Consider the following 22,402-nt stretch of genomic DNA (forward strand, 5'->3'; position numbering starts at 1 on the left):
GTTCGTCCCGAAGAATCGATCGAACAGCAGAAAGACCAGCGCAATCGTGATGACCGGGAACGCGAGGATGAGCAGGAACATCACCACGAACGACATCCAGGTGAACATCGGCATGCGCATCAGCGTCATGCCGGGCGCCCGCAGATTGATGATGGTGGTGATGAAGTTGAAGGCGGCGGCGAGCGACGAGATGCCGAGTATCTGCAGACCGATCACCCAGAAATCGATGTTGATTCCGGCAGAGAACGCCTTCGTCGTGAGTGGCGTGTAGCCGAACCAGCCGCCATCGGGCGCCACCTGGAAGAGAATCGGCACCGTGAGGAAAATTCCGCCGAACAGGAACACCCAGTAGCTGAAAGCGTTGAGACGGGGGAAAGCGACGTCCCGGGCGCCAATCTGAAGCGGGATCAGGAAGTTGAAGAACGCCGCCGACAGCGGCATGATCGCCAGGAAGATCATCGTCGTGCCGTGCATCGTGAAGAGCTGGTTGTAAGTTTCCGCGGACACGAACGCGCGATTGGGTCCCTGCAGCTGGATGCGAAGCAGCTCCGCCTCGAGACCGCCGATGAGGAAGAATGCGAGGGCGGTATAGAAGTAGAGCAATCCTATCCGCTTGTGATCCACCGTGGTGAGCCAGCTCCAGACTCCACCCTTTTCCTGATAGGGAGTGGCAGCGTACGGAGGGGCCTGGGTGGGAATTGCAGTCGATGCCATCCGATAATCCTCTTACTTCAACGCCCAAAGGTAAGCGACGATGTCAGCAATCTGCTGATCGTCGAGTCCGCCCTGCGCCTTGGTGACGCGCGTCTTGAGAACCGGATCGTACTCGTTCATGCCGAGCGTCGGCATCAGGATTCCCGGCTTCATCAGGCGGGCATTCTTGATCCAGAGCGCGAGATACGCCGGCGTGTTGGGAAAGCTTCCCGCACCGATCGTGCTGCGCGACCCGAAATGCGTCAGGTTCGGCCCGATGTTCCCCATCGCTGCCGGATTCCCGACAATCGCGTGACATCCAATGCAGGCAGTGGATGAAAAAATCTGCTTCCCCCGGTGCGCATTTCCAGTCAGCCCTCGCGTGAACGTCAGCCCCGCGGGAATTGGGGTTTTGGGCTTCGCGTACTCGAACTCGGGCTGATTTCTCGGGAATATGTAGCCGGCCTGCGTGACTGTAGCCGCGGGAGCCGGCGCTAAGGTGTCAGTGCGCGGAGTGGGTGGCGTTGGAGCGAGTGCGCCGGGTCTGATAGCCGGCCCTCCTTCGGCGACCGGAGTTGGCGGGCCAACGTGCGGCGGGCCCATCGCAACGGCGCCAAATACAGCAGGGGCGCGCTGACTCGCCACCCAGCTCGCAAACTGGTCCGGCTTCACCGTGTACACGCGGAAGCGCATCTTCGCATGCGACGTTCCGCAGTACTCGGTACAGAATCCGTTCCACTCCGAGGTCTCCATTGTCGAGTCAGGAGTGAGCCAGATGTAATTGACGCGGTTGGTGACGGCGTCGCGCTTGCCGCCAAGCTGTGGAATCCAGAACGAGTGAATCACGTCCACCGACGTGAGCTTGAAGCTCACCGTCCGGCCCGTCGGCAGATAAATCTCGTTGGCAGTGGTGATGTTGTACTCGGGATAGCGGAATTCCCACCACCACTGATGTCCTATGACTTCTATTTCCAGCGCCCCCGCAACCGCAGTCGCCTGCGTTTTGAAGATTGTCCGTACCGTGGGCACCGCGATGAACAGCAGAATGAACGCAGGAATGAGAGTCCAGATGATCTCGACTACGACGTTTCCGTGCGTCTGCGGTGGCCGCTCGTCCGTCTCGCGCTTCCGGTACCGGATCATGATGTAGATCAGCCCGGCTTCGACGAGCACGAACACGATTGTTCCAAGGAGCAGCAGCCGATCCCAGAGAAAATCGATCGCCCGCCCGTATTCCGAATGCGGAGTGAACGTCGTATTCGGATGCGATTGCTCGCAAGCCGCGAGTGTCAGCGCAAGCACGGCCATCGTGCCATACGATGCCAGTCGCCGCAGGCGGGAATTCCCTCTCATTCCGGATCCTTTAGCCTTCGTGTCGGAGCATACGACGCAGCTCGGCGTCGCGCTGAGCTCAGGGTGGAAAAACAGCTACAAGCTAACGCCTGCCCAACTATATCGGGAGGGTGCCGGAGGCCTGCTGCGGATGCGTCATTGCGCCCGGATTCAGCACCCGGTCGAGCTCCTCGCGAGTCATCAGTCCGCGATCACAAACGAGATCGTAAACCCCCCGCCCGCTCTCCAGCGCCTCCTTTGCAATTTCCGTGGCCTTCTCGTATCCGAGCACCGGTACGAGGGCGGTGACGATGCCAATCGAATACTCGACGAAATGGCGCATCCGCTCCGGATTGGCAGTGATTCCAGTGATGCACCGCACGCGCAGAACGTCGCAGGCACGCGTCAGGATGATCATGCCGCGCAACAGCCGAAAGGCAATTATGGGCTCGAATACATTCAGCTGAAGCTGCCCGGCTTCGGCTGCCATCGTAACGGTGATGTCTCCGCCGATGACGTCGAAGCACACCTGGTTGACGACCTCGGGAATCACCGGGTTCACCTTACCCGGCATGATGGATGAGCCGGGCTGCATCGGCGGAAGGTTGATCTCACCGAAACCTGCGCGCGGACCGGAGCTCAGAAGGCGAAGATCGTTGCAGATCTTCGACAGCTTCACTGCACATCGCTTGAGAACTCCCGAGAGCTGGACGAACACTCCGGTGTCCGACGTCGCCTCGACCAGATCGGGTGCGGTGATGAGCTCGACTCCGGTGATCCTCGACAGATGTTGTCGAACATTTTCGGCATACCCGGGTGGTGCGTTGATCCCCGTGCCGATTGCCGTAGCACCCATGTTGATTTCGCGAATCAGCATCTGCGCCTCACCGAGGCGATCGACATCCTCGAGGATCGTGTGCGCGAACGCCGTGAACTCCTGGCCGAGCGTCATTGGAACCGCGTCCTGAAGCTGAGTGCGGCCCATCTTGAGATACGGCGCGAATTCCTCGCCTTTCACGAGGAATGCTCCGGCAAGCGCGCCCATCGCCGACCGGAGCTGATCGATGCTCGAGTGCATCGCCAGCTTCACCGCCGTCGGGTAAACGTCGTTCGTGGACTGGCTGAGGTTGACGTGCGAGTTCGGGCTCACGATGTCGTAGCTGCCGCGCGGATGACCGAGCAGCTCCAACGCGCGATTCGCGATCACCTCATTGGCATTCATGTTCGTCGAGGTGCCGGCGCCACCCTGAATCATGTCGACGCGGAAATGCTCGTGGTGTCGTCCGTTCCTGAGCTCGCGGCAGGCGCCGATGATTGCTTCGGCAGTCTCGTTGTCGAGCAAACCCAGCTCGCGGTTGGCTTCGGCCGCAGCCTCCTTCACCGCCGCCGTCGCTGCAATGAGCGTGGGGAATTCGTGCAGCTCCACTCCGCTGATCGCGAAATTCTCCATCGCGCGCAGCGTCTGCACTCCGTAGAGCGCGGTGCTCGGCACCTCGCGCTCGCCGAGCAGGTCCCGCTCACGTCGGGTAGCGGGGCGATGTTGGGCCGGCTCGGACCTGCCGGGCGAATCCAGGTTGTCTGCGCTGCGGAGCTGATCTGTCATCGTTCGCGTGAAGCTACACTCGCGGATTACGTTATGCGAAGCCGACCCACCCACCTCCGACGCACGACAATGACAATCTCCCGTTCGTCGGTTGTCACAACGAGCGGGCGCTCGTGGAAAATCCCGGGTCACGTTGGCGACTCTGCAATCATCGGCGCAGGTCAGTACTGCGACAACACAGTTGGAGCAGCAGGGTCGACGGGGCGCGGTGAAGCGAACATCAAGGTCTGCGGAGCGTTTCTCATCGTCGAGCTGATGCGGCAGGGAATGTCGCCGGAGGCAGCCTGCCTAAAGACAATCGAGCGCGTGATTGCCATGACGGAGAAGCGGTTGCTCGATGACCGCGAGCGCCCGCGATACGATCTCAGCTTTTACGCGCTGGCAAAGGACGGACGCTTTGGCGGCGCAACCGCATACTCGGGGTTCCAGTTCGCCGTTGCCGACGCGGCCGGCGCGCGTCTGGTCGAGTCACCATACATGTTCAGGAGCTCTGAACGGCCGGTATCCCCCGCGGCGGTGTGTCGCCCAGCTTGAACGTTCCGACGAGCTGAGCGACCCGTCGCGCGGCTGACGAAAGCGAGCTCGCCGCGCCCGCAATCTTGTCGATGCTGTCGCTTTGCTCCTCGCTGGCGGTTGCGACCTGATGCATCGCTCTCGCAAACCCCTGGGTTCCGAGGGCCAGATTATCGAGCCGCTGCGTCATGTCCACCACGAGATGGTTCGATTCCTCGACAGCCGTCTCGATCGAGGAGCTCCATTTTTCCGCGTCGATCACGCCCTGCTCCACCTGCATGAACGACTGGCGCCCGTGACTGGTCGCATCGTTCACGGTCTGGAGAGTGCCGAGTGTTCGGGCGGCAGACTCGCGTGAGCGGCTGACACGCTCCATCATCGCCCGGGCGAGAAGATCAGTGCGCTGCGCCGCTTCGGCCGAATCGGCGGCCAGGCGTCGCACTTCATCCGCAACGATTCCAAATCCTTCTCCCTGCTCGCCCGCCCGCGCGGCTTCCATCGCAGCATTCAGCGCGAGAAGCTTCGACTGACGGGAGATCTTCTGCACGAGTGTGAGAAATGCGCGAATCTCGTCCACGGCGATGGCCAGCGCTTCGATCGACTCGGCACTGGCTCGTGCATCGGTAGTGAGAAGCTCCAGCGCGCGCGAGCTGTCGTCGAGGCGGGCGCGATTCTCCTGCGCCAGTGTCCGCAGCCGACGCTCTCGACGGAGATTCTCCTGCGCCCTTCCGCGAAGCAGGATAGAGATCTCCTCGAGCTTCGCCGCATCTTCCGCAATCTCCTTGATCGTGCGCGCCATGTGGCTCGATTCCTTGCTCAGGGAGCTCGACGTTGCCGCAGTCTGCTGTGCTGCCTCGGCTACGCTCTCTGATGCAGCCGTGATCTGAGCAGACAGCGTTGTCGTGTCCCGCGCAGATGATCGCATCGTGCCCGCGAGCCTGCGGAGTGCGACGATCATTCCCGAAGTTGCACGGCTCAGCCGCCCGACTTCGCTGTTGACGTGCGACGGCGTGAACGGAACCGACAGCTCGCCGCTGGCAACCGCTTCCGATAAGCGCGCGAGCTCGGCGACCGGCCTGGTGACCTGCTGCTCGATGAGGCGCAGGACAAACAGCCACGCGAGGAGCAGCAGCCCCAGCACCCACACTGCGCCGAACATCAGCGTGGTCTGCACCTCGCTCGAGGCCAGGAACGCCCGCCTCACTTCCGGAGAAAGCACCTGGAAGAGCCGGTAGACGAACCATGCGATGCCGATGTGAAAGACAGCAAGTGACAGCACCATCACCACTGCCGCCCGGCTCTGGAGCATGCCGAGCATGGGCGAGAAGAAGCCCCCCGGCTTGACCTCGACGGGTGGAATTCCGTCCCACGTTGGAGTCGGGCGGTGGTGCGCCTCTGTCTGCGGAAACTGAGGATGCATCTGGCGAAGCCGGTCTCGAAGGTGAAACTGCTTTACGGTCAGGCTACTTTGTACCGATGGACCACCGCGTCAACGGCGAGCGCCCCGAAGAGTACGATCCCCAGGAAATCGAGGGGAAATGGCAGCAGCGATGGCGTGATCGCGGCACTAACGCCACGGACATCCGCGGCGCAGTCGACCCGTATTACGCCCTCATGATGTTCCCATACCCGTCGGCGGAAGGGCTCCATGTGGGCAACCTTTTCGCCTTCGTTGGCAACGACATATATGGACGATTCCAGAGGCTCCAGGGACACAACGTCTTCGAGCCGTTCGGGTACGACGCGTTCGGTATCCATTCCGAGAATTACGCCCTGAGCGTCGGCAAGCACCCGAGCACGCTCATCCCGCAGAACATCGCCAACTTCGAGAGGCAGGTTAAACGCGCCGGGCTGATGATCGACTGGTCGCATTCGCTGGCCACAACAGACCCCGCGTACTACAAGTGGACGCAGTGGGTTTTCCTGCAGCTGCTGAAGAGGGGCCTGGCCTACAAGAAGCAGGCGGCCGTGAACTGGTGTCCGAGCTGCAAGACGGTTCTGGCGAACGAGCAGGTCATCGGCGGCAGGTGCGAGCGATGCGACACGCCTGTGGAGCAGCGACTGCTCTCGCAGTGGTTCTTCAAGATCAGCGAATACGCGCCGAGGCTTCTAGCGAATCTCGATCATCTGGATTGGTCGGAGAGCACGAAAACCGCGCAGCGGAACTGGATAGGTCGGTCAGAGGGGGCGGAGATCGTGTTTCCAGTTACAACGACGGACGGAGCCGAGGAGATTCGCGTCTTCACGACACGCCCCGATACGGTGTTCGGGGCGACGTACATGGTGCTTGCACCGGAGCATTCGCTGGTAGAGAAGCTGACGACGCCCGATCACCGCGCGGATGTCGAAGGCTACCTGGAGCGGACCTCAAAACAGGATCTCGTCACGAGAAAGACGAGCACTGAGAAAACCGGCGTCTTCACCGGCTCGTACGCGATCAATCCGGGAACGGGACAGAAGATTCCCGTCTGGATCGCGGATTACGTGCTGATGGAGTACGGGACTGGCGCGATCATGGCCGTGCCCGGCCACGACGACCGCGACTTCGAGTTCGCGATGCTGTTCGGGCTCCCCATCGTTCGTGTCGTCTGCGCGGAGGGAGACGACCCGAACGCGGATTTTTCTTCTGCGTTCAAGGGGGCGGAAGGTGCAACGCTGGTGAATTCAGGTCCGTTCAGCGGGCTGAGCGTCGAGGAAGGGAAGCGTGCGATCGTCGAGATGCTCGCGGGAAAAGGCGCGGCGAAACCGGTTGTGAACTATCGGCTGCACGACTGGTGCATATCGCGCCAGCGGTACTGGGGGCCGCCCATCCCCATCATCTACTGTGATGTCTGTGGACCGGTCCCGGTGCCCGAGAAGGATCTGCCGGTAGTGCTCCCACACATCGAGGATTTCAAGCCTGATGACTCGGGGGTGTCGCCCCTGGCGCGCCATGAGGAGTGGTATCACGTGCCCTGTCCGCAGTGCGGAGCGCAGGGCCGGCGGGAGACCGACGTATCGGACACGTTCCTCGACAGCGCCTGGTACTTCCTCCGTTATCCGAGCGTCGGGAATGACGACGTGCCGTTCGATAACAATCTAACCAAGAAGTGGCTGCCGGTTGATACCTACATCGGAGGAAATGAGCACGCAGTCCTGCACCTGCTCTACTCGCGCTTCGTGACGATGGTGCTTCACGACATGGCTTACCTCGATTTCGAGGAGCCCTACGAGAAGTTCCGCGCCCACGGTCTGATAATCCGGAACGGCGCGAAGATGTCGAAGAGCAGGGGCAACGTCGTGATTCCCGACGAGTACATCGCGACCTGGGGAGCTGACGCCTTCCGCGGATATCTCATGTTCCTGGGACCCTTCGAGGAAGGCGGCGATTTCCGCGATGCAAGCATCTCGGGAGTGAAGCGCTTCCTCGACCGCCTGTGGGCGTCTGTTCTCACGGCCGTCGATCGGGACGGCGGGCTCGCGCCGGCGGCGGATTCGGCCGAGGTTATGCGCAAACTGCATCAGACGATAAAGAAAGTGGGCGACGACATTCCGCGCCTGAGCTACAATACCGCGATTGCGGCGATGATGGAATACATGAACGTCCTCCGTCGCGGCGAGCGCACGCTAACACGTGAGGAAGTCGAGCCGATCGTCCAGCTCGTTGCGCCATTTGCTCCCCACATCGCCGAAGAGCTGTGGGAAGGGCTTGGCCATACCGAAAGCGTCTTCGACGCGGGATGGCCGGCATTCGACCCCGCGCTCGTCGCTGACGAGCGATTGGATCTCGTGATTCAGGTCAACGGCAAAACGCGTGGGAAGGTGAACGTGGCGCGCGATATCGGGCAGGAGGAAGCGGTCGCCGCCGCGCTCGCCGAGGAATCAATCGCGAAGTTCCTGAGCGGGCCTGAGCCGAGAAAAATCATCTTCGTACCGGGTCGATTGCTAAATCTCGTCGGATAGCCGGGCGGTCTCAGCTTGGCCAACCCTGCCAGTATGCGACGCACGAGGCGACGTTCAGAAGAGTCCCCCTACAAGATCACCGACGTAGTAGCCTACAATCGCGACGCCAAGACCGACCACGAACATGTCGAGACCGGACCGGAAAACGCTCCGGCCGGTAAACACGGATCGGGCGGCCCCGACGAGAAAGTGCGAAAGCATCGAGACGCTGAACGAAATCAGAATCGCCAGCCTTCCGCTCGTGAAAAAGAACGGAAAGACAGGGATTACCGCACCGAACGCGGTCGCCAGACCAGTCACCCATCCCTCGCGAACCGGCGAGATCGTCTGCTCCCCGATCTTCAGCTCTTCCTGCACCTGCTCCTGGAGCATGCGTGCGGGATCAGCCATGATCTGCGTCGCGAGAGTGTTCGCCAGATCGCGGTCCATCCCTTTCGCTTCATAGATCAGCGCGAGCTCATCGCGCTCGATCTCCGGCATGAGCGCGATCTCGTCCTTCTCCATCGCAATCTCGTAGTCGTATACCTCGCGCTCGCTTTTCGCTGCGAGGAATCCGCTCGATCCCATCGACAACGCATCCGCTATCGCGCCGGCGACTCCCGCGACGACTATCGCAGCGTGCTGGTCGGTCGTGGCTGTGGCGCCGATCACTCCGGCGACCAGGCCGAAATTCGCGGTGAGTCCGTCGTTGAAGCCGTACACGACGTTCCGGAGGAACCCGCCCGATTCCGTGCGATGCCATGGCTCGCCACTCTTTCCGGCAATCCCCGCGAGAGTGGTGGCATGCTCTGCCGATTCCCTCGCCAGCGTGAGAGCTTCGCCACCACCGGGCGCACCAAGCGGCGTCGCGCGGTGCATGTCGAGATACGCTTTCACCTCGCGTCCTTCCTCCTGAAGCAGCATTGGGAGAAGGAAGCCCGGCCCGAACACCTTTCCGATTCGCGCGAGAAGCTTCGCGCGTCCGCTCGGCTCGAACTTCTTTGGGGGATGACCATGACTGGTCATCAGATCGCCCCAGACGATTACGTGGCGATCCTCGACTTTCGCGAGGCGTGAATAGATGTCTTTCTTGTGCTGATCCGGCTCTGCCGCAGCCAGTATGCGATAGAGGTAAGCCGCGTCGGCTTCGTCCTGCCAATGGTGCTCGAAGGCATGGATATCGGGCTCGGACCTTTCGTCCGACGGTGCCTGGAGCGTTGTAGCCATTTCCAAATATCGCCGGATCGGCAACTTTGGGCACCATGGCAACCCTTATCCGGCCGCGGCTGTCATACCGATCAGAAACCGGACATCTGGAGAAATACATGAAGAGTCGTTCACTGATTGCGTGCGCCGCCGCCCTGGCGCTCAGCACTGAATTCGCAATGGCACAAAAGCCGAGTCCTGCTCCGGCTCCCGCACCGAAAGCGCGCATCTCGACGCCCGAAGGCGAGCGTTGCATCTCGACCGACGCGGGGCGCATCGAATGTCGGAAAATGCTCGAGGGTGAGCTCGGTCGCGGGCGGCCGGGTTACCTCCGCGGGCGCCTTGATTCTGCGCTCATGAAACGCGCAGCAGTCGGGCTGCAGATCAGCAGCACGGGAACTCGGCGCGATACTATAGGTGTGTTCGTGTCATCCGTTACTCCAAAGGGGCCGGCTGAGAACGCCGGCATCATCGAGGGCGACCGGATTGTCTCCATCAACGGTGTCGACCTCCGCGTTTCGTCCGCCGATGCCGAGGACAGTTACGCAAGCGGGCTGGCCACGCGGCGACTGCAGCGCGAAGTCGGCAAGCTCGCACCGGGCGCGCGAGTGAGCCTCCGCGTATGGTCCGGCGGCAGAGTACGCGACGTTCAGGTGACGGCCGGCCGCGCGTCCGACCTGACGAGAGCGAGAGCGTTTAACCTCGGTGGCTTTCCGGGTGGCACTTACATCTATAGGGACGGCTTCCCCGAAATGCTGGACATGCCGGAAATGATCGACATGCCGCCGATGCCGCCAATGGCTCCCATCGAGGCAATTCCGGCTACACCTCCGATGGTGCATCTCGCGCCAGTGCCTTCAGCGCCCCGCATGCGTGTGCGGGATTTGCCCCGTATGCGCCGCCTGGACCTCGACCATCTCCCGCGGATGAACATCGAGCAGGGAGAGCGCCTCAGGATGCTCGCGCCGCCGGGAGTTGGGCCACGTCGCATCATTCGCATCTGAGAAGTCGATCTCAGGCATCCGTGACGAAGGTTCAAAAGGATTCGGCGGATTATCCGAATAAGTTCGGATCGATTCGTACCGGCGCTCACTAGGCGAAGCGCCACTCAGAATTTTCCCGTTTGCTGTAAAACAAAAAGGGAACGGCTCGGGTGTGGACGCCAGGTTTAGGCCGGGACGATAGAATCCGGATAATCCGCCGAATCTGTTTGAACCTTCGTTCTCAGATGCCTGAGAATCCGCGAGCTAGCGCTGAGCTCCGCTCCTCAAGAAGGCGTGCTCGAAGCTCAAATACACGAACACCCCGCGACTGCCGCTGCTCGGGCCGACGCCGATCGGAATCGCGACACCAGGAACGATCTGCAGGCCCGAGTCGAAATTGAGCGCCGAGCGAAAGCCCGGTGAGATCACGAAATCATCGCTCCATTCGGTGTCGCTCTCGCCGATGACTTCCTGCGCACGATTGTAGACCGTCTCCACCATCATCTGGAAGTTCGGATTCGCCGTAACGATGAAGCTGTGCCCGAGAGTGAATCCGAATACATTCGCTCTTTCTCCCGCGATGTTACGGGCGGATGGTGAGAACGCGGCACCGGCGTTTACGTGTTGCGTCAGAAGTGGCGAGATCACGTGACTCAGAGGCAGCATTCCCTCGATGCCCGGTGCGCCCGCCCCCCGCCCCTGCTTCCAGTCGCCAGTCGGAAACGCGACGGATACTCGCGGCGATACGGCCAGTAGCGTGAGGCCGCTTCCGATCCACTGGTACCGATAATTCACGCGAACATCGCCAATCCCCGTTTCCTGCGCAAAGCGAACCACCGGCACGTCGTAGCTGAGCTGGTGGGTGATTCCGCCGAGCGGCCACTCCTGCGTAAAGGCGGCGTCGAAATCGGAGCTGCCGCGGTAGGAGCGGAAGATGCTTATGTGCTGAACGATCCCCTGTTCCTGGTTGTATGCTTCCTCGATAAGGAAGCTGTTGTCCTGGATCGCAGGGGCCTCAGGGGCCGGCGAGCTCTGCGCAGCGAGCAACGCTGGTGCGAAAGTCAGGAGCAGCACCAGATTTCGTAGCTTGGCTACCGGGAAAATAGAACTTCTTAGGCTTGGCTCCTCTGAAGTTTTGGTAGCATTAACCTTCGGTTTTTGTTTGTCCATAGCGCCTAAATTAGTGTCGCCTAACTACAGCCACAAGGCAGAAATGACCAAGTTGCAGTTCTTCGTGTTCTTCGTGTACTTCGTGGTCGCTTCCTCCCGACATGACACCTATTCCAGATGAAACGACGAAGGTAAGACTCGACAAATGGCTGTGGGCGGCGCGGTTTTACAAAACCCGCGCGCTTGCCGTCGATGCCATCGAGACCGGCAAGATCGAGGTGAACGGCGAGCGCTCCAAGCGCTCGAAGCTCGTGCAGCCCGGTGACAGAATCCGAATCCGCATGGGGCCGTACGAGCACCTGATCGCGGTCAAAGGAGTTTCCGAGAAGCGAGGCTCGGCTACGATCGCCGCGCAATTGTATGAAGAAGACCCTGAATCGAAAAAGGCCCGCGAGACGACGGCGGCGCACGTGCGGGCGATGCGGGCCAGCACCGGATACGAGAGCGGGCGGCCCACAAAAAAAGATCGGCGCGACATCGAGCGGTTGCGCCGGCGCTGAAACCATCTCTACCTGAACCTGTCTTCTCTCTGGCGGGCCCTGACTCCTGTATCCGATCCGTTCGATCCGCTGAATCCGTTTCTACATTTCGAACTGCGCCCCCAGCTCCACAACACGGTTAGGCGGAATGGAGAAATACTCCGTCACAGTGCCTGAGTTCTGCGACATGAAGATGTAAAGCTTCTTGCGCCACCTTGCGAGCCGGGACTTTCCCGAAGGGAAAAGACGCTCCCTGCCGAGGTAATAGGTCGTGTCGCGCGGGTCGGATTCGACGCCCGCCTCGCGAGCAAGCGCGAGCACCTCCGGGACATTCACTTTTTCCATGAATCCATAGCGAGCCATCACGCGCGAGAAGCCTTCCCCCAGCTCGGCAGTCGTGAGCCGCTCGTCGTTCGGGACCTCCGGAACGTTCGCCGAAAGAATGGACAGGAGGATGACGTGCTGGTGCAGCACCTTGTTGTGCCGCAGATGATGAAGCAGAACGAGCGGAGCCCCTTCCGGATTCGACGACATGAACACTGCCGTACCGGGTGCCCGGTAAGGTTTTCTCTTTGCAACGTCGCTCAGGAAGAGGTCAATCGGCAGCGAGCCCTTGGCGAGAAGCCCCTGCACGATCTTCCTGCCGCGGTTCCAGGTGGTCATCAGCGTGAAGATGATCACGCCGATAACGAGAGGCACCCATCCGCCTGCAGCGATCTTGATCGCGTTCGCTCCGAAGAACGAGAGGTCGATGATCAGGAACGCGACGGCGAGGCCGAGAACCTGCACCCAGCTCCAGCCCCAGCGCGTACGGGCGAGCGTCGCAAAAAGAACAGTCGTGATCGCCATCGATCCGGTGACGGCGATTCCATACGCCGCTCCCAGTGCCGTAGTCGATCGGAAGCCGACAACGATCAACAGGCATCCCACCATCAACACCCGATTCACGAACGGGATATAGATCTGTCCGTGTTCAGTGTGGGACGTGTGCACGATCGACATGCGGGGGCAGTAACCCAGCTGAATGCACTGCTGCGTGATGGAGAATGCACCGGAGATGAGTGCCTGCGATGCAATGACGGCCGCGGCTGTGGCGAGCGCGATCATCGGGTAGAGCAGCACTCGGGGAGCGAGAAGATAGAACGGATTTGCGGCCGCGGTGGGATCCTGCAGCAACAGCGCTCCCTGCCCGAAATAGTTCAGCAGCAGCGAGGGAAATACGAGCGAGAACCACGCGACGCGAATCGGCCGCCGTCCGAAGTGGCCCATGTCGGCGTAGAGCGCTTCCGTCCCCGTGATGGCGAGCACCACGGCGCCGAGTATGACGAATCCGCCCACCCCGTGTCGCAGGAAGAACTGAACGCCGTGAAGTGGATTCAGCGCGGCGAGAATATGCGGCTCGCGGACGATCTGTACCGCTCCGAGAATCGCGATGGTAACGAACCAGACAACCATGAGCGGGCCGAAGACGCGCCCGACTTTGGCAGTCCCCTTTTTCTGAACCAGAAACAGCGCGAACAGGATCCCGACCGTCGCCGGAACTATGAAGACGTTGAAGCGCGGCGTGATCACCGCCAGTCCCTCGGTCGCACCGAGGACGGACATCGCCGGCGTTATCAGGCCATCGCCGTACAGAAGCGACGCGCCGGTGAGGCCCAATGCGGTGATGATCAGGCGCCGCCGATGATCACCGTCCCTCCGCTGCTGCTGCAGAATGAGCGCGAGCAGCGCCAGCTCTCCGCCCTCGCCGCGGTTGTCCGCGCGGAGGATGAAAACGATGTACTTGATGCTGACCACGATGATCAGCGACCAGACGATCAGCGAGAGCACGCCGTAGACGTTGGCGGCATCCGGGGCCAGCCCGTGCTCCAGCTTGAAGCATTCGCGAAACGCGTACAGCGGGCTGGTGCCAATGTCGCCATAGACGACGCCGAGGGCGAGCAGCGTCAGCTTCGCGAGTCGCCGTCCCTCTGGAGCAGCTTCGGGGTGGCTAAGAATTGTTAGGAGGCCTCTTGGACGGAGTTACCGCGGTCCACCCCGGGCGCAGAGAACCCGAAGGCGACAGTCAATTAACGTGCCTTTGGCAGGCAAAACCAGACCGGTTGACCGGCATGCCGCTTGCTTATCCTGTACCCGCCGCAAATCGCGGCCGATTCATTCCTGAAGTAGAGGGGGATATAATGGACAAAGACCTGAAATCCCGTGGCCTAGAGAACGAGATCAAGGGAAAGGCGAAGGAAATGAAGGGCGACCTTCGTGGCGATCTCGGCGATGCGACGGACAATACCAGCGAGCACATCAAGGGAAGAAAGGAACAGCTCGAAGGCAAGATCCAGAAGAATTTCGGCAAGGCGGAGAAGAAGCTCGACCCCGACACCTGAGCGGGAAACTGATAAATGAAACGGGCCCCCGCGCATTTGCACGGGGGCCCGTTGTTTTTCCGCACTCCGCAGTTCAGTCCGCAGTCCGCATTGTATTACCGCAGTCCGCAGTGCAGTCCCCGCCTACTCGTACCTCAGCGCAATAATCGGATCGAGCGAGGCAGCCCGCCGGGCCGGCCACACCCCGAACAGAATGCCCACTCCCGCCGAGAACAGGAACGCCAGGAGCACCGCGCCAGGATCGACAGTCGTGTTGAAACCCCCGAGCTTGTTCAGCATTGCCGCCCCGCCGCTTCCCACAAAAACTCCCAAAATTCCGCCGAGCAGGCACAGAACAATCGCTTCGATCAGAAACTGAAGCAGTATCGCGCCCTTTGTCGCGCCAAGCGCCTTTCGCACTCCGATCTCGCGCGTCCGCTCGGTGACCGATACGAGCATGATGTTCATGATCCCGATTCCACCCACGAGAAGGCTCACCGCCGCAATTCCCGCCAGCAGGAACGTGAACGTCTTCGTCGTCTCCGCAAACGTGTTCAGGAATTCCGCCTGGTTGCGGATGTCAAAATCGTCGCGCTTGTCGGGACCGAGCCGATGTTCGCGGCGCAGGATCGATTGAATCTCCGCCTGCGCGATCGGAATCTTGTCTTCGCTTATCGCAAGTACGCCGATGTTGCTCAGTCGATCTGTTCCCATCACGCGGAATTGCGCCGTAGATATCGGAATCAGAACGAAATCATCGGGGTTCTGCCCGAAGCCGCCGGCCTGGCCCTTCGTCTGGAGGACGCCGATCACCTCGAACTGCAATCCACCAATTCTCACGTTTTCGTTGAGCAGTGCATCGGGCGTCTGCAACCCGAGGTTGTCGATCACGGCTGAGCCTACCACCGCCACGCGCCGAATACCCGCGACTTCGGCGTCGCCGAACATGCGTCCGACCGCCAGCTTGCTGTTTCTGATCTCGAGATACTTGGCCGTGCCGCCGGTGACCTGCGTCAGCGCATTGGTGCTCCCGTACTGGAACATCAGCCTCTTGTTCATCTCGGGACCCACCATCGCGAAATTCTCCCCGCGCTTCTCGAGTGCTTCGGCGTCCCTGATCGTGAGCTTGGAGGCATCGTCGGTTTGCACGCCAAAGCCGCGGGCCTGTCCGGGCCGCACAGTCAGAAGCGTGGTGCCAAGAGCTGCGATCCGCTCGCTGATGGATTGCTGCGCGCCCTTGCCAATGGCGACCATCGCGATCACCGCGGCGACGCCGATCACGATGCCGAGCATCGTCAGGAACGAGCGCATCTTGTTCGCCCGGAGCGCGCTGAGAGCGACGATGACGATCTCCTTCATGAGCATTAAATCGTTCGCGCCCTTTCTCTTGATTCCGGGAAGCGCTTCGCGAACAGCTGCAGCGCCGTGAGCGTGCGGCGCTGCGTGCGTCTCGATATTTTGGGCTGGAAGAGTCATATCAGCCGCCACCTCCTCCGCGCTGACCACCCGCGCCGCCTCTGCCACCAGCACCGCCCCCTGCGCCACCGGGCCCACCAGCGCCACCTGTCGTGGGCTGCTGACGCTGCATTCCCGGCACGCCCGCCCGGCCACGGACCTGGTTCATGTTCTCCTGCTGCCTGGCCTGAAGCACCGCGACGTTGAGGATCGCGACCTGCTCACCCTCCTGGACTCCGCTCAGGACTTCCGAGTAATCGAAATTGCCGACGCCGAGGCGGACCATTCGTGGAGAGTACTTCCCGTCCTTGGAAACGAAGACGAGCCCGCGACGGCCTCCGCCCTGTCCGCGGCCGAATCCACCCTGGCCTGCAGCTCCCCCGGCTGACCCGACCGCGCCCGGCTGAGCGCCGGCGCTACTGCCAGTCGTTCCGGTGGAACCGCCAGCCCCTGCGCCACCCGCACGAGCACCCCCCGCACCGCGCTGACGGAACGTGCACGCGCGAGCGATCCCGGGGGCGACTCCGATTGTGGAATAGATCTTCTGCGTCTCAGCCTGCATCGCCTGGCGGTCGAGCTCGCCGGCCTGCATTCGCGTGCGCAACGCTGCGATCTTCCCCGGAACATCGGGATGCTTCGCGATTGTCGCAGTCACGGCCTCGCACTGCTTATCCGTTACTTCGGGAAGATTGAAGCCTCCACGCTGGCCGCCCCCCTGCTGCGCCGCTGCAGTGCTCGTCAGCTCGGCGCGACCCGAATTTTCTCCATTCGTGCCGGTGGCCGGTCCGTTCAATCCCTGAGTGCTGCCGACGCGCTGACCGCCGCGTCCGCCCTGGTTGCGGAGCACCTCGCGCACGGAGTCGGCGTCGAGGCCGAGCATCGGGGCAACGACCGCAACTTCATTCGGATTGCGCACCGCATCGTTCGACACGGCCAGCACATTCTCGCGCCGCTCTACTTCAATGGACACCTCGCCGTTCATTCCCGGCATAAGCAGACGCGCCTGATTGTCGATGCTGATCAGCACGGGGAACATCGTCACCGACTGCTGAATCGTCGCCTGAGGCTCGATCTTCTCCACTGTACCCATGAACGGGCGATCGGGGAAAGCATCGACGATAACCTGCGCCACGAGACCTGGCCGGATCTTGCCGATGTCGGTCTCGTTCACGAGCGCGCGCACGCGAACTTTCGTCAGGTCCGCCATCTTGATGATCGTCGTTCCGCCGCTCAGCCCGCTCGTCCCCGATGCGATCACCTGTCCCAGCGCAACCGGTTTCTCGATCACGGTTCCGGCAACGGGAGCGCGAACTGTCGCTTCCTCGAGACTTTGCGCTCTCAGATCGAGCGCCGCCCGATTTCGCAGGACTGTCGACTGCGCGTTGGCGTATTGCACCTGCGCTGCCTCGCGCTCGACAGCCGTGATGATTCGCTCCTTGTAGAGCGACTCCGACCGATCGCGCGCCTGCCTTGCCACCCGCAGGTTGACGTTCGCGGCGTCGAGATCGGCCCGCGCCTGCGCGTATGAATTCCGCGTGTCGCGAGTATCGAGCTGAACGATGAGATCGCCTGGTTTCACGAACGAGCCGGTTTCCACCGGCATGGCGACGATCTGGCCCGACGATTTCGCTTTCACTTCGATGATGTTTATCGGCTCGACAACCCCGGTAGCCTCGGCCTGCACGACAATTGTCTGACGCGTCACCGGCTCCAGCGGAATGGTGAGCTTGTCGTCCTTGTTTTTCGAGCAGGCGAGAGCTGTCATTCCCGCCAGCGCCAATAGTGCAGTGCGTTTCAATTGCATCTCCTAGAGGTCACGTCCGATGAGCGCTTCGAGCTGCGCCTTCGCCACGCGATAGTCGTAGCGCGCCCTGATCAGCGCTGTCCGCGCCTGATCGAGCTGCGTCTGCGATGTAAGGACTTCGAGCAGTGTGCTCGCGCCGAGCTCGTACCGTCTCTGCTGAACACGCAGATCCTCGACCGCTGCTGATACCGAAGCCGCCTGTATATCCACCTGCTGTTGTGCCGTCGTCATCTGTCCAAGCGCCTGAACGAGCGTCTGCCGGGCACCGAGCTTTGCGTCGCGCAGCGTGACCTCCGCGTTGTCCTCCGCAACTGATGCGCGCAAGAGCGACACTTCACGGTTCAGGTTGTTGAACAGCGGAAATGACAGACTGAAATTGAGACTCTGGTTGTACGCATATCGTTTGTCGCCAAGTCCAAAGGCCGGGTCGAGCCCGCTTCCGCCCCGCGAGAAATTCATGTTCACCGTCGGCAGATACGCTGTCTTGGCAGAGCGGGTCGCGGCTTTTGCCGATTGGAGCTCGGCTTCGGCCTGCTCGATTGCCGGCGCTCGCTGCACGAGAGGCTCGAGCGACGCGAGACGCGGAATGACCACTCGCTGGTCGAGCGTGTCCGAGGGAGTCGCCGTCACCGTGCGCGGAGATGCGACGAGTCGCGTTAGCGTCGCATTGGCCAGGCTCAGATTGTTGCGCGCAGTGAGCATTGCCAGCCGCGCGTTGCCGAGCTGAATCATCGATCGAAGCGAATCAGACGTTGTTGCCGCGCCGGCACGAAGCCGGAGACCTGCCGCGCGAAGCTGCTGCCCTGCCTGGTCGATCTGCGCCTGCGCAGCGCTCTCCGATTCGCGGGCCGCAAGAATGTTGTAGTACTGCTGCTTCACCTGCAGCGCGATCTGATAACGCTGGGTCACCTCTGTCGCTTCTGCGGCGTGCACGTCGGCCTTCGCCTTTCTGATGTCGAATAGACGCCGCCCGCCGTCGAACAGCTGAAGGCTCGCGTTCATTCCGGTGGAGTAGCTCGCCGGATTGCCGGTGAACGGAACCAGGTTCCCCTGTGTGTCGAACCGGTCGCCCTTCTGACGCGACGTTCCCGCCGAGAGATTGATCGATGGCAGGAACGCGCTGTACGCCTGCTTGACGCTGAACTCGGAAGTCTGAATCGAGCCGCGCGCCTGCACCGTCGCAGGTGCGTTCTGCTGCGCGAGGCGAATCGCTTCCGCCAGCGATATCGGTGTCGCGGTGGTATCCAGCGTTGCCTGCGCCGCGGATATCACCGGGGAAAAAACGAGTGCTGAGAGCGCGCTTCTGATGCTTTTCACTGCTAGGGTTTCCTTTTTCCCGGGTAGTCCTTGTCCCATCGTTTGCGTGCCGAGTCACCGCGTTTTCGCGAGTCCGCACGGATACTGTCGAACTTCACCTGCTGCTCCGGCGTAAGCACCCGCTTGAGCTGCTGGTGCGTGCTGTCGCCTATGACTTTGCCGATCTTCATCAGCGAATCCATCTGCGGCTTGATAGGCGCCCAAAGCTCACGCATCTGTTTTTCACGGTTCTCGAGGATCGTATCGAACGCGGCGCGCTGCGGCGGCGTAAGGTTCAGATCCCGCGACATGCGATCGAGAGGCGAGCGCGAACCGTGCCTGCCCGGCTTCCCGTGCCCCATCGCCCGCTCGGCGGCGAAGCCGATTGCTGCGCCCGCAATGAAGGCGCCAAGCAGAAATACGAGTGCGTACCACTTAGAGCGCTGCATCACCGGCTCCCGTCAGTAGGAGAGGACGTACTGTAGTGCTGCATCACGCTGGCCAGACTTGTCGGATGCGAGGATGATCTGCGCAGGCGTGGAATACACCTCAGGCGAAGTGTGTACCACGGATTCGTACGCGACCTGCTCGTCGGCCTCGCCGAAGCGATCGCTGACGACGCCGGCGACTGCGAAAATCGCGGCCGCCGCGACAAGTCCCACCTGCGCCCAGCCGCCAAGCACCGAAACCCAGCCTTGATCGCTGTGCGCCAGGCCGGCGTTCGCCACTCGCGCCATTATCCGACGCTCCAGCGTGCTCCAGTAGGCGTTCTCCGCTTCACCCGGCGCAACGAAGGGGCGGTACGCGTCGCGAATCGCGCGCGCTGTCCGGTCATCGAGCGCGTCTTTGTCGCGCTCGCCTCGCCGTTCGGATGGATCCGGAAACTTCAGTTCGTCAGCCATATCGTTAACCTCTCAAGTCTTTCAGTAGCTCGCGAAGCTTCTGCCTCGCGTGGTGCAGATCAGATCTCGCGGTTCCGCCCGGAATTCCGAGCATCTCCCCGATCTCGACGTGCGTGTATCCCTCTACATCGTGCAACACGATCACCGACCTTGGCCGCTCCGGCAGCGTCGCCAGCGCAGCTGTCAGCCGCTCACTAAGCTCGGCACTTTCTGCCGGATCGCGGAAGGGCGATCGAAGAGCGTCGGTCAGCTCCTCCGTGTTTCGAACCTTTCGCCGTCGCGTGAGATCGAGTGCTGCGTTGGCGACGATCTTGTTGAGCCACGCTCCGAAGCTCTGCGCAGGGTCGAATCTATCGAGCGCCTGGAAGGCACGGACAAATCCGTCCTGAAGCGCGTCCTCGGCGTCTTCGTGCACGGTGACAATCGCCCGGGCAACGAGGTAGGCACGTCTCTGATGGAGTCGAACCAGCCCCGAAAACGCGTTCTGATCGCCGGATTTTGCCGCTCGAACCAGCGCGCGTTCCTCATCAGGAGTACGCATCGGCCCCGTTGGTTGTTGGCTTCAATCTGCCCCGTCTGCGTATTCCTACAGGAAGTACGAGCCAGAAAGGCGCCACGTTGGCAAGGCGGGGCTTCCCGCGGGCCTTAAGGCGCCGGCGGAGGTGGCGCGGGCGGAGGCGCCGGGCCGGGCTTCCCGGCGGCGGCTTGCGGGGAGACCGGAATCGGGTGGGCTCCGGTGGTCGCAGGCGCCCCAGCCGGGGCCGTCCCGGGCTGGGCCGTTGCAGCGGGAGCAGTTGCGGCCGGGGCCGCGGCCGGCGGCCCATGATCGCCTCCCGCCGCCTTTTTCCCCTCGAAATGCCGGTTCGTGAGCCATACGATCGTCAGCATCAGCAGGAATATGACGGCGCTCGACATGATCAGCCCTCGAAGCGCCGCGCCCAGATCCGTGCTCTTTCCCTGGGCCATTTCCTACTCCTTCACGCCCGCGGAGTCGGACACCCTGACCTTGGTCATTGCATCGTTCTGGCGGATTGTCTTCACGACGTGCAGGCCTTCGGTGACTTTGCCGAACACCGTGTGAACGCCGTTCAAATGCCGTGTGTTCTTTTCGTCGAGAACGATGAAGAACTGGCTGCCGCCGGTGTTCTTCCCCGCGTGTGCCATGGAGAGCGACCCCAGCTCGTGCTTGTACGGGTTCCCGGCTGTCTCACAATCGATCTTGTAGCCCGGTCCGCCCGTTCCAATTCGCCGGTCGCCCTCAGGGAGATCGCGTGACAGCGGGTCGCCGCCCTGCACGACGAACTCGGGGATGACCCGATGGAATTTCACACCGTCGTAATAGCCGTCGTTCGCAAGCTTGGCGAAGTTGCCAACCGTATTTGGCGCGGCATTGTCGTACAGCTCGGCCTTCATCGTCCCGCGATTCGTCTCGATCGTTGCCTGTCGTGTCATCGTCTGTGCTGTGCGTCAGAGGGGAAAGTCGGTGAATGATACATCAGACCCGGGCCGACGGGCAGATGTCGTTGAGCACGCACTCACCGCACCTCGGCAGACGCGCGATGCACACTCTGCGGCCGTGGAAGATGAATAGATGCGATATCAGCGTCCAATCATCGCGCGGGATCAACTTCATCAATATCTGCTCGACCTTGACCGGATCGGTCTCGTTGGTAATGCCGAGCCGAACGACCAGACGGCCGACGTGCGTATCCACGACGATCCCTTCATTCACGCCAAACGCGTTGCCGAGGACGACGTTAGCTGTCTTGCGGCCGACGCCGGGCAGACGAACCAGCTCGGCCATCGTGTGGGGAACGTCGCCGCCGTGGATCTCGACGACAGCCGCCGACATTCCGAGCAGGCTCTTCGTCTTGTTGCGGAAGAACCCCGTGCTGCGAATCATCTCCTCGAGCCGTTGCGCATCGGCTGCGGCAAGATCGTGCGCGCGTGGGAATACGCGGAACAGCTCCGGGGTCACCATGTTGACCCGCTTGTCCGTGCACTGCGCGCTCAGAATCGTCGCGATGAGGAGCTGAAGCGGCGTCTCGAAATCGAGCTCACAGTGAGCGTCGGGATATTCACGTTTGAGCCGCTCGAGAATCTCGAGCGCGTGCGCGGCGAGCATCGCGCCCTTTTTCTGCTTTCTCGGCGGGGTCTTCCGCGCGGCAGTTTTCTGAGGTTTCTCCGCTGGGGTCATCCTCGGTGCTGATGCTCACTGCAGTCTACTCTTCGATCCCAGCCTGCCCGGGCATCCGATCGATCATCTCATGTAATTGCCGCTGGATCAGCTCGATCTCCTGGCGCGCACCCTCCGCGTCGAGGAGCCCCTTGCGCATGTTGATCGAGACGCGATTCATGTACTTGATCTTCATGAGCATCTCGTCGGTCGCCTTGCGAAGCGACGTGTAGCGACGCTTGTCGGCCCGCGCTCGATGGTACCGCCGCGTGAAATCCTCGAGCGTCAGGCGCCGCGCGAACTGAATCGCTTCGTCGACCGTTCTGCCTGGAATCGCTCCATGGTCGGGAATGCCGTGGCCGGTCGCGGGATCGCTGAAAAACAAACGGCCGATGTACTCGATGCCGTCGTAAGCGATGCGGACGGAGACGTCGAATGGCTTGCCATCCATCTCGATTGTCGACAGGTGCTGCTGGACGATTCCGTAATCGGACATCTCTACCGTTGGC

General features: G+C 61.6%; 22 protein-coding genes. 5 read left to right on the forward strand and 17 right to left on the reverse strand.

Annotated features, from left to right (window positions below; translation table 11 throughout):
* The 3 genes from VES88_02380 to VES88_02390 all read right to left on the reverse strand — a co-directional run.
* The coding region (locus tag VES88_02380; protein ID HYN80319.1) for a cbb3-type cytochrome c oxidase subunit I at positions 1-714 on the reverse strand (714 nt) is incomplete at its 3' end.
* A gap of 12 nt (positions 715-726) precedes the next feature.
* Positions 727-2,046 (reverse strand): cytochrome c oxidase subunit II, encoded by a 1,320-nt coding sequence (coxB, locus tag VES88_02385; GenBank protein HYN80320.1) that lies wholly within the window; start codon positions 2,044-2,046, stop codon positions 727-729.
* Positions 2,047-2,143: 97 nt separating this feature from the next.
* On the reverse strand, positions 2,144-3,628 hold the full coding sequence (locus VES88_02390; protein HYN80321.1) for an aspartate ammonia-lyase: 1,485 nt from the start codon (positions 3,626-3,628) through the stop codon (positions 2,144-2,146).
* Positions 3,629-3,697: 69 nt separating this feature from the next.
* On the opposite strand from VES88_02390, the gene VES88_02395 reads away from it, so the two are divergent.
* Entirely contained in the window at positions 3,698-4,162 is a 465-nt protein-coding gene (locus VES88_02395; GenBank protein HYN80322.1) for an isoaspartyl peptidase/L-asparaginase, read from the forward strand.
* Here the strand turns inward: VES88_02395 and VES88_02400 are convergent.
* Positions 4,110-5,561 (reverse strand): methyl-accepting chemotaxis protein, encoded by a 1,452-nt coding sequence (locus tag VES88_02400; GenBank protein ID HYN80323.1) that lies wholly within the window; start codon positions 5,559-5,561, stop codon positions 4,110-4,112. The two genes, VES88_02395 and VES88_02400, sit on opposite strands and share 53 nt — an antisense overlap.
* Before the next feature lie 56 nt (positions 5,562-5,617).
* Between VES88_02400 and leuS the strand changes: the two genes are divergently transcribed.
* Positions 5,618-8,083 (forward strand): leucine--tRNA ligase, encoded by a 2,466-nt coding sequence (gene leuS / locus VES88_02405; protein ID HYN80324.1) that lies wholly within the window; start codon positions 5,618-5,620, stop codon positions 8,081-8,083.
* 54 nt (positions 8,084-8,137) lie between these two features.
* Here the strand turns inward: leuS and VES88_02410 are convergent, their stop codons facing one another.
* Entirely contained in the window at positions 8,138-9,289 is a 1,152-nt protein-coding gene (locus VES88_02410) for a VIT1/CCC1 transporter family protein (GenBank protein ID HYN80325.1), read from the reverse strand.
* A 98-nt stretch (positions 9,290-9,387) separates the two neighbouring features.
* Here VES88_02410 and VES88_02415 point away from each other — a divergent pair, with 98 nt between their 5' ends.
* The gene (locus VES88_02415) at positions 9,388-10,272 is read left to right on the forward strand and encodes a PDZ domain-containing protein (GenBank protein HYN80326.1); all 885 of its coding nucleotides are present in this window, start codon (positions 9,388-9,390) and stop codon (positions 10,270-10,272) included.
* Between the two features lie 243 nt (positions 10,273-10,515).
* On the opposite strand, the gene VES88_02420 is transcribed toward VES88_02415, so the two are convergent.
* Complete coding sequence (locus VES88_02420) at positions 10,516-11,325, reverse strand: hypothetical protein (protein HYN80327.1); 810 nt, start codon at positions 11,323-11,325, stop codon at positions 10,516-10,518.
* A gap of 197 nt (positions 11,326-11,522) precedes the next feature.
* Here VES88_02420 and VES88_02425 point away from each other — a divergent pair, with 197 nt between their 5' ends.
* Positions 11,523-11,921, forward strand: coding sequence for a S4 domain-containing protein (locus tag VES88_02425; protein ID HYN80328.1), 399 nt, complete (start codon positions 11,523-11,525; stop codon positions 11,919-11,921).
* Positions 11,922-12,002: 81 nt separating this feature from the next.
* On the opposite strand, the gene VES88_02430 is transcribed toward VES88_02425, so the two are convergent.
* Complete coding sequence (locus VES88_02430) at positions 12,003-13,898, reverse strand: potassium transporter Kup (protein HYN80329.1); 1,896 nt, start codon at positions 13,896-13,898, stop codon at positions 12,003-12,005.
* A 14-nt stretch (positions 13,899-13,912) separates the two neighbouring features.
* Between VES88_02430 and VES88_02435 the strand changes: the two genes are divergently transcribed.
* Positions 13,913-14,281: a CsbD family protein gene (locus tag VES88_02435; protein ID HYN80330.1), complete on the forward strand. Its 369-nt coding sequence runs from the start codon at positions 13,913-13,915 to the stop codon at positions 14,279-14,281.
* Positions 14,282-14,404: 123 nt separating this feature from the next.
* Here the strand turns inward: VES88_02435 and VES88_02440 are convergent, their stop codons facing one another.
* The 10 genes from VES88_02440 to VES88_02485 all read right to left on the reverse strand — a co-directional run bounded on the left by VES88_02440 (position 14,405) and on the right by VES88_02485 (position 22,389).
* Positions 14,405-15,736: an ABC transporter permease gene (locus tag VES88_02440; protein ID HYN80331.1), complete on the reverse strand. Its 1,332-nt coding sequence runs from the start codon at positions 15,734-15,736 to the stop codon at positions 14,405-14,407.
* A 1-nt stretch (position 15,737) separates the two neighbouring features.
* A complete protein-coding gene (locus VES88_02445; protein HYN80332.1) occupies positions 15,738-17,513 on the reverse strand; it encodes an efflux RND transporter periplasmic adaptor subunit in 1,776 nt (591 codons plus the stop codon).
* A 9-nt stretch (positions 17,514-17,522) separates the two neighbouring features.
* Positions 17,523-18,836, reverse strand: a complete 1,314-nt coding sequence (locus VES88_02450) for a TolC family protein (GenBank protein ID HYN80333.1) — start codon at positions 18,834-18,836, stop codon at positions 17,523-17,525.
* A gap of 2 nt (positions 18,837-18,838) precedes the next feature.
* Positions 18,839-19,264 carry a hypothetical protein gene (locus VES88_02455; GenBank protein HYN80334.1) on the reverse strand — a complete coding sequence of 142 codons (426 nt, stop codon included), beginning with the start codon at positions 19,262-19,264 and terminating at the stop codon, positions 18,839-18,841.
* 12 nt (positions 19,265-19,276) lie between these two features.
* The gene (locus VES88_02460) at positions 19,277-19,717 is read right to left on the reverse strand and encodes a hypothetical protein (protein HYN80335.1); all 441 of its coding nucleotides are present in this window, start codon (positions 19,715-19,717) and stop codon (positions 19,277-19,279) included.
* 4 nt (positions 19,718-19,721) lie between these two features.
* A complete protein-coding gene (locus VES88_02465; protein HYN80336.1) occupies positions 19,722-20,258 on the reverse strand; it encodes an RNA polymerase sigma factor in 537 nt (178 codons plus the stop codon).
* A 104-nt stretch (positions 20,259-20,362) separates the two neighbouring features.
* Entirely contained in the window at positions 20,363-20,683 is a 321-nt protein-coding gene (locus tag VES88_02470; GenBank protein HYN80337.1) for a hypothetical protein, read from the reverse strand.
* A gap of 3 nt (positions 20,684-20,686) precedes the next feature.
* Positions 20,687-21,169 carry a peptidylprolyl isomerase gene (locus VES88_02475; protein HYN80338.1) on the reverse strand — a complete coding sequence of 161 codons (483 nt, stop codon included), beginning with the start codon at positions 21,167-21,169 and terminating at the stop codon, positions 20,687-20,689.
* Between the two features lie 43 nt (positions 21,170-21,212).
* Positions 21,213-21,914, reverse strand: a complete 702-nt coding sequence (nth, locus tag VES88_02480) for an endonuclease III (GenBank protein ID HYN80339.1) — start codon at positions 21,912-21,914, stop codon at positions 21,213-21,215.
* Positions 21,915-21,939: 25 nt separating this feature from the next.
* Complete coding sequence (locus tag VES88_02485; GenBank protein HYN80340.1) at positions 21,940-22,389, reverse strand: hypothetical protein; 450 nt, start codon at positions 22,387-22,389, stop codon at positions 21,940-21,942.
* Positions 22,390-22,402: the final 13 nt, after the last annotated feature.

It is taken from the genome of Gemmatimonadaceae bacterium, assembly GCA_035633115.1.
In the GTDB taxonomy this organism is placed as follows: Bacteria; Gemmatimonadota; Gemmatimonadetes; order Gemmatimonadales; family Gemmatimonadaceae; genus UBA4720.

What these genes read in the sequence shown, in the direction of transcription:
- VES88_02465 (HYN80336.1), bottom strand. Translation starts at nt 20,258, where the DNA reads ATGCGTACTCCTGATGAGGAACGCGCGCTGGTTCGAGCGGCAAAATCC.
- VES88_02460 (HYN80335.1), bottom strand. Translation starts at nt 19,717, where the DNA reads ATGGCTGACGAACTGAAGTTTCCGGATCCATCCGAACGGCGAGGCGAG.
- VES88_02410 (HYN80325.1), bottom strand. Translation starts at nt 9,289, where the DNA reads ATGGCTACAACGCTCCAGGCACCGTCGGACGAAAGGTCCGAGCCCGAT.
- VES88_02440 (HYN80331.1), bottom strand. Translation starts at nt 15,736, where the DNA reads ATGACTCTTCCAGCCCAAAATATCGAGACGCACGCAGCGCCGCACGCT.
- VES88_02485 (HYN80340.1), bottom strand. Translation starts at nt 22,389, where the DNA reads ATGTCCGATTACGGAATCGTCCAGCAGCACCTGTCGACAATCGAGATG.
- nth (HYN80339.1), bottom strand. Translation starts at nt 21,914, where the DNA reads ATGACCCCAGCGGAGAAACCTCAGAAAACTGCCGCGCGGAAGACCCCG.
- VES88_02390 (HYN80321.1), bottom strand. Translation starts at nt 3,628, where the DNA reads ATGACAGATCAGCTCCGCAGCGCAGACAACCTGGATTCGCCCGGCAGG.
- VES88_02415 (HYN80326.1), top strand. Translation starts at nt 9,388, where the DNA reads ATGAAGAGTCGTTCACTGATTGCGTGCGCCGCCGCCCTGGCGCTCAGC.
- VES88_02400 (HYN80323.1), bottom strand. Translation starts at nt 5,561, where the DNA reads ATGCATCCTCAGTTTCCGCAGACAGAGGCGCACCACCGCCCGACTCCA.
- VES88_02475 (HYN80338.1), bottom strand. Translation starts at nt 21,169, where the DNA reads ATGACACGACAGGCAACGATCGAGACGAATCGCGGGACGATGAAGGCC.
- VES88_02455 (HYN80334.1), bottom strand. Translation starts at nt 19,264, where the DNA reads ATGCAGCGCTCTAAGTGGTACGCACTCGTATTTCTGCTTGGCGCCTTC.
- VES88_02470 (HYN80337.1), bottom strand. Translation starts at nt 20,683, where the DNA reads ATGGCCCAGGGAAAGAGCACGGATCTGGGCGCGGCGCTTCGAGGGCTG.
- VES88_02425 (HYN80328.1), top strand. Translation starts at nt 11,523, where the DNA reads ATGACACCTATTCCAGATGAAACGACGAAGGTAAGACTCGACAAATGG.
- leuS (HYN80324.1), top strand. Translation starts at nt 5,618, where the DNA reads ATGGACCACCGCGTCAACGGCGAGCGCCCCGAAGAGTACGATCCCCAG.
- VES88_02395 (HYN80322.1), top strand. Translation starts at nt 3,698, where the DNA reads ATGACAATCTCCCGTTCGTCGGTTGTCACAACGAGCGGGCGCTCGTGG.
- coxB (HYN80320.1), bottom strand. Translation starts at nt 2,046, where the DNA reads ATGAGAGGGAATTCCCGCCTGCGGCGACTGGCATCGTATGGCACGATG.